This is a genomic window from Nonomuraea lactucae (assembly GCF_003313395.1).
GTDB lineage: Bacteria > Actinomycetota > Actinomycetes > Streptosporangiales > Streptosporangiaceae > Nonomuraea > Nonomuraea lactucae.
On record NZ_QNFZ01000817.1, the window covers coordinates 1 to 5,450 of the forward strand.

Sequence of the window (5,450 nt, forward strand, 5' to 3'; positions counted from 1 at the left end):
CCGCCGAGGCCCTCGAACGCGTCGGCCTCGGGCACCGCCTCGGCCACCGGCCGCACGAGCTGTCAGGCGGCGAGCGGCAGCGGGTCGCGATCGCCCGCGCCGTGGTCGGCCACCCGCGGCTGCTGCTGGCCGACGAGCCCACCGGAAACCTCGACTCCCGCTCCGGCGCCGGGGTCATGGACGTGCTGCGCGAGCTGCACGCGGGCGGCACCACCGTGGTCGTCATCACCCACGACCGCGACATCGCCGCCTCCCTCCCCAGGCAGGTCGAGATGCTGGACGGCCGCGTGGTCGGCGCGGACCGGCGCGAGGCGGGGGTGACGACATGACCGCCCCCGCGGCCGTCCTCGTACCCGCCCGCATGCGTCCGCGCGACATCGTGCGCGTCGGCGGGGCGGGACTGCGCGCCAGGCCGCTGCGCGTGTTCCTGTCGGCGCTCGGCATCGCCATCGGCATCGCCGCCATGCTCGGCGTCGTCGGGATCTCCGCCTCCAGCCAGGAGGACCTCAACCGGCAGCTCGAAGCGCTCGGCACCAACCTGCTCACCGTCGCACCCGGCCAGACCCTGTTCGGCGAGGACTCCCACCTGCCCGCCGAGGCCGAAGGCATGATCGCCCAGATCGCCCCGGTGACCTCGGTCACCGCCACCGGCACCACGGCGGCGAAGGTCTACCGCAACGACCGCATCCCCGAGGGCCAGTCAGGCAGCATCTCCGTCACCGCCGCCCGTCTCGACCTGCTCCAGGACACGGGGACGCGGGTCGTGAGCGGCACCTGGCTGAACGAGGCCACACACCGCTACCCGGCCACCGTGCTCGGCGCCAAGGCGGCCGACCGGCTCGGCGTGGTCCGGGCGGGACCCGACCAGAGAGTCTGGCTGGGCGGGCAGTGGTTCACCGTCGTCGGCGTGCTCGGCCCGGCCCCGCTCGCCCCCGAACTGGACAGCGCGGCCCTGGTCGGCTGGCCGGTCGCGGAGGAACGGCTCGACTTCGACGGCTACCCGACCACGATCTACGCCAGGGCCCGCGAGGAGTCCGTGCTCGCCGTCCGAGACGTGCTCGGCGCCACCGCCAACCCGGAGAAGCCCAACGAGGTCGAGGTGTCCAGGCCCTCGGACGCGCTGGCCGCCAAGCAGGCCACCGACGCCACCCTCAACGCCCTCCTGCTCGGCCTCGGCGGCGTCGCCCTGCTCGTCGGCGGCGTCGGCGTGGCCAACACGATGGTCATCTCCGTGCTCGAACGCCGGGCCGAGATCGGCCTGCGCCGCTCACTCGGCGCGACCCGGGGGCAGATCAGGCTGCAGTTCCTCGCCGAGTCGCTGCTGCTGTCGGCCATCGGCGGGGTGGGCGGCGTGGCGCTCGGCATCGGCGTCACGTCCGCGTACGCGACCTTCCAGGGCTGGCCCACCATCGTGCCGGTCTGGGCCATGCTCGGCGGCGTGGTCGCCACGCTGGTCATCGGGGGTGTGGCGGGCTTCTACCCGGCGGTGCGGGCCGCCCGCATGTCACCCACGGAGGCTCTGGCCACCTCCTGACCGGGCCCCCGGACCTACTTCGGCCTGCTGCGGTCCTACTCCGTGACGATGAGCCGGACGAGGTGCCCGTGCGACGCGAACCCGGGCGGGTCGCCGGGCATCACCCCGGTCACGCAGTCGAACACGCGCGGGGCGCTCTGCCGTACCAGGAAGGAGGGCTCGGCGATCACCGACAGCAGCCGGATCGCCGCCCGGTGCGCCTCCACGCCCTCGACCGGCTCCAGCGGGCGCGCTGTCACCTCGTACACGCCGCCGCCGAGCTGCCGCTCCGCGAGCACCTCCCAGCCGGGCACCGCCCGCAGGTGCGGCAGCAGGTGCGCGTCCGGGTCCTCGGTCACCCACCCGCCCTCGCGCATCGCCTCCGCCAGCCGGCGCACGACGGGCAGCATCGCCGTCCCGTCGGCCACCCCGCCGAACCGCTCGTCCTCGTCCCACCGGCGTCGCTCCACGCGTCCGATTCTTACAAGAACCCGCCGCCCTCTGCTCGCTAACCTCGCATCCATGGACACACTCACCCGGGCGGCGGCCTACCTGCAGCTCCACGGCCGTCTGATCGACAGGCTCATGTTCGAGGCGCTCTTCGCCGGGGGGTCGCGGCAGCGGGTGCTGGACGCGCTTCGCTGCTACCAGAACCCCGACGGCGGCTTCGGCAGCGCCCTCGAACCCGATCTGCGCGGCTCCGGCAGCCAGCCCGAGCCGGTCGAGGTGGCGTTCCACATCCTGGACGAACTCGACTCGTTCTCCGACCCGATGGTCCCGGCCGCCTGCGACTACCTGCTCTCGGTGACGGCGAAGGACGGCGGGGTGCCGTTCGTGCTGCCCAGCGTGCGCGGCACCGCCCGGGCGCCCTGGTGGGAGACCGACGACGACCCGCCGGGCAACCTGGTGCCGACCGCCTCGATCGCGGCGCTGCTGTACAAACACTGCGTCGAGCATCCGTGGCTCGGCCCCGCCACCGAGTTCTGCTGGTCGGAGATCGCCCGCATCGAGCAGACCTCCCCCTACCAGGCCCGCGCGGTCATCGCGTTCCTGGAGGAGGCGCCGGATCGCGAGCGGGCCGAGGCAGAGTTCGCCAGGCTCCGCGACGCCATCCTGGCGACCGTCACGTTCGACCCCGGCGCTCAGGGCGAGGCGCACTTCCCCCTGGACTTCGCTCCGGCGCCGCTCCGGCTGCCGCTGTTCGACACGGCGACCATCGACAGCCACCTGGACGCGCTCGCGGCCGCCCAGTCCGAGGAGGGGGGCTGGAACGGCAACTGGGAGATGTGGACGCCGCTGGTCGTGCACGAGTGGGGCGGCTACATCACCGTGCAACGGCTCGTGACCTTGCGCGCCTACGGCCGTCTGGACGTCTGAGCAGGTCCCGCCGGTCCGCCGGTGGGAACTGTCGGTGGGACCGCCTAGCGTGGAGGCATGTACGAGGAACGGCCTCCCGCCCCCGGGCTCGCCGGCCGGATCGCCTGCGAGTGGCGGCTGCACAGCGAGACCGGCGGCACCCGGCTGGTCGTGCCCGACGGCTGCGTCGACCTCATCTGGGGCCCCGACGGCCCGTTCGTCGCGGGTCCCGACACCGGCCCGATGCCCACCTCGATGCGGGCGGGCGACACCTTCACCGGCATCCGCTTCCTACCGGGCGCGACGGGCGACGTCTTCGGCGTTCCCCTCCACCGGCTGCGCGACCAGCGCGTCCCGCTGAGCCACCTCGACGTCCTGCCCGAGCTCACCGCGCCCTCCACCCTGTTCGCCGAGGCCACCACCTCGCAGGCCCGCCTGCGAGCCATGCGTTCGGCCGTCGCCGCCCGGCTCCGCGAGACGCCACCGGCCGACCCGGCCGCCTTCGCCATCGCGGCCGCCCTGCGCTCGGCGCGCACGGTGAGCCAGGTCGCCTGGGACCTCGGCTACAGCGAGCGCCAGCTCCACCGCAGGAGCGTGGCCGGCTTCGGCTACGCGCCCAAGACCCTGCAGCGCATCGTCCGCTTCCAGCGCGCGCTGCGGCTGGCCCGCTCCGGCGTCCCTCCGGCCGAGGTCGCGGCGACGTCCGGCTACACGGACCAGGCGCACCTCTCCCACGAGGTCAAGCGCCTGAGCGGCGTTCCCCTGAGCCACCTCGTCGCCTGACGCCCTTCTCACCCCGGCACCCCTCCTTCGTACGATCGCTCGGACCTCGGCCACCTCGCCCGGAGGATCGCCTGCACCCGGTGGATCGCCCGTGCCTGGCGGGCCCGGCGGCGCACGGTGGATCGCCCGCGCTCGGAGGACCGGTCGCACCTGGCGGACCCCCGTGCCTGGCGGACCCCCCTGCCTGGCGGATTCGCGTGCCTGGCGGATTCGCGCGCCTGCGGCCGCCTGCCCCGGTCCGGGCACCTGCCCCATGGCGCTCAGGCGCGCGGGTCGGGTGGCGACGTTCGGTGGACCTGCGTGTGGGGCTGGACCTGGGGCTGGGGCTGGGCCGGTGGCGCCGCGCCGTCCGACGCGTCGGTATGCGCCCGCGAAGGGGGAGCGCCGGACGGCGAGGTGGCCGAGGAAGGTTGTCCCTGCGGGCCGGAGATGAGCGCGGACGCCCACCCCGCGCTCGGGTCGCTGTCCACCAGCACCGCCCGCGCGAACAGGCTCAGCGGAATCGCCAGGATCGCACCCAACGGCCCCAGCACGAAGGTCCAGACCAGCAGCGACAGGAACGTCATGGTCGTGGACAAGCCCACCGCGTCCCCCAGGAACTTCGGCAGGATGAACGACTGAACCACCACGTTGATGGCCACGTACGCCCCGATGACGAGGAGCATCTCCTTCACCCCGCCGTCGAGGAGGGCCAGCAACGCCGGCGGGATGAGCCCGAGGACGAACCCAACGTTGGGGATGTAGTTGGTGATGAGCGCCAGAACACCCCACAGGAGCGGAAGCGGCACGCCGAGGATGGACAGGGCGGCCACGTCGAGCGCCGCGCAGATCAGGCCGAAGACCGTGGAGACGATCAGGTAGCGCCTGGTCTTCTGGGCGAACGTGGTCAGCGCCGTCACGAGCTGCGGCTGTCTGTGCTGCCCGTGGGCGAGGACCCTGGCCGTCACGGGAGCGTCGAGGCACATCGCCAAGAGCAGCACCACGATGAGGAACAGGCTCGACAGCACTCCGAGCAGGCTCGACAGGATGCTCTGCGCGATGCCGACGACCCGCCCGACGTCTATCGCCTGGATCGCCCGGTTGATCTGCTCGTTGCTGACGCCGCGGGCCGTGACGAAGTTCTGGGCGTCGGTCAGCAGTTTCTGGAACTCCGCCGCGTACTCGGGGAGGAGGAGCGCGAGCTGGGTGGCCGAGACCGTCAGCACCGCCACCATGCCCAGCAGGACCAGGACCACGATGGTGAACGGCACCGCCACCTGGAGCCAGGCGGGCGCGCCACGGCGGTCCAGCCAGCCGCGCACGGGGGAGACCGCGATGACCAGCACCAGCGCCAGGAAGACGGGACCGAGAATCGAGGCGACCTCGCGCATCCCGAAGAGGGCGATCACCGCGCCGGCGATCCCCAGCAGGACGATGAGCGCTCTGGGCACTGGTCGATCGCGCACGCTCTGTACCTACCCGGTCCCGGCGAGGAACACCGGCGACAGTGGGGGATCCCGCTGATTTGACGGTTGAGGGCACGGAGCATAGAGTTCTCCAGTCCCACGAGGACGGCGGTGATCGTCGGCCTCACTCGGGGGCCACCTCCACCTCACATCCCAGTGCACAGGCTCGTGTCTGCGCACCGGGGGCTTTGACTCCAGTCGGAAGCTTGTGTAAGGTACATGGGTTGCCCTGGAGAGGGAGTAGTGCTCCCATTCCATAAGGCTCCGGTGGTTCAAGTCAATTTGACATGAACCTGGGGGGCTGAAAGGATAAGGGCACGGTAAACGGAATTGAGCGCCTCTCGCGGGTCTGG

Annotated in this window: 6 protein-coding genes; 4 read left to right on the forward strand and 2 right to left on the reverse strand. The window is 72.4% G+C overall.

Annotated features, from left to right (window positions below):
• Both DQW85_RS28460 and DQW85_RS28465 read left to right on the forward strand, forming a co-directional pair.
• On the forward strand, positions 1–329 hold a 329-nt coding region (locus tag DQW85_RS28460; RefSeq protein WP_113702952.1), incomplete at its 5' end, for an ABC transporter ATP-binding protein.
• Entirely contained in the window at positions 326–1,534 is a 1,209-nt protein-coding gene (locus DQW85_RS28465) for an ABC transporter permease (RefSeq protein ID WP_113702953.1), read from the forward strand. The genes DQW85_RS28460 and DQW85_RS28465, both read left to right, overlap by 4 nt.
• A 35-nt stretch (positions 1,535–1,569) precedes the next feature.
• Here the strand turns inward: DQW85_RS28465 and DQW85_RS28470 are convergent, their stop codons facing one another.
• Positions 1,570–1,983, reverse strand: coding sequence for a hypothetical protein (locus tag DQW85_RS28470; protein WP_113702954.1), 414 nt, complete (start codon positions 1,981–1,983; stop codon positions 1,570–1,572).
• Between the two features lie 52 nt (positions 1,984–2,035).
• Here DQW85_RS28470 and DQW85_RS28475 point away from each other — a divergent pair, with 52 nt between their 5' ends.
• Together DQW85_RS28475 and DQW85_RS28480 are read left to right on the forward strand one after the other, a co-directional pair.
• Positions 2,036–2,890 carry a prenyltransferase/squalene oxidase repeat-containing protein gene (locus DQW85_RS28475; protein WP_113702955.1) on the forward strand — a complete coding sequence of 285 codons (855 nt, stop codon included), beginning with the start codon at positions 2,036–2,038 and terminating at the stop codon, positions 2,888–2,890.
• A 57-nt stretch (positions 2,891–2,947) separates the two neighbouring features.
• Positions 2,948–3,652 (forward strand): DUF6597 domain-containing transcriptional factor, encoded by a 705-nt coding sequence (locus tag DQW85_RS28480; RefSeq protein ID WP_113702956.1) that lies wholly within the window; start codon positions 2,948–2,950, stop codon positions 3,650–3,652.
• A 260-nt stretch (positions 3,653–3,912) separates the two neighbouring features.
• Here DQW85_RS28480 and DQW85_RS28485 read toward each other — a convergent pair whose 3' ends face one another.
• Positions 3,913–5,097 (reverse strand): AI-2E family transporter, encoded by a 1,185-nt coding sequence (locus DQW85_RS28485; protein WP_240197485.1) that lies wholly within the window; start codon positions 5,095–5,097, stop codon positions 3,913–3,915.
• Positions 5,098–5,450 lie beyond the last annotated feature (353 nt).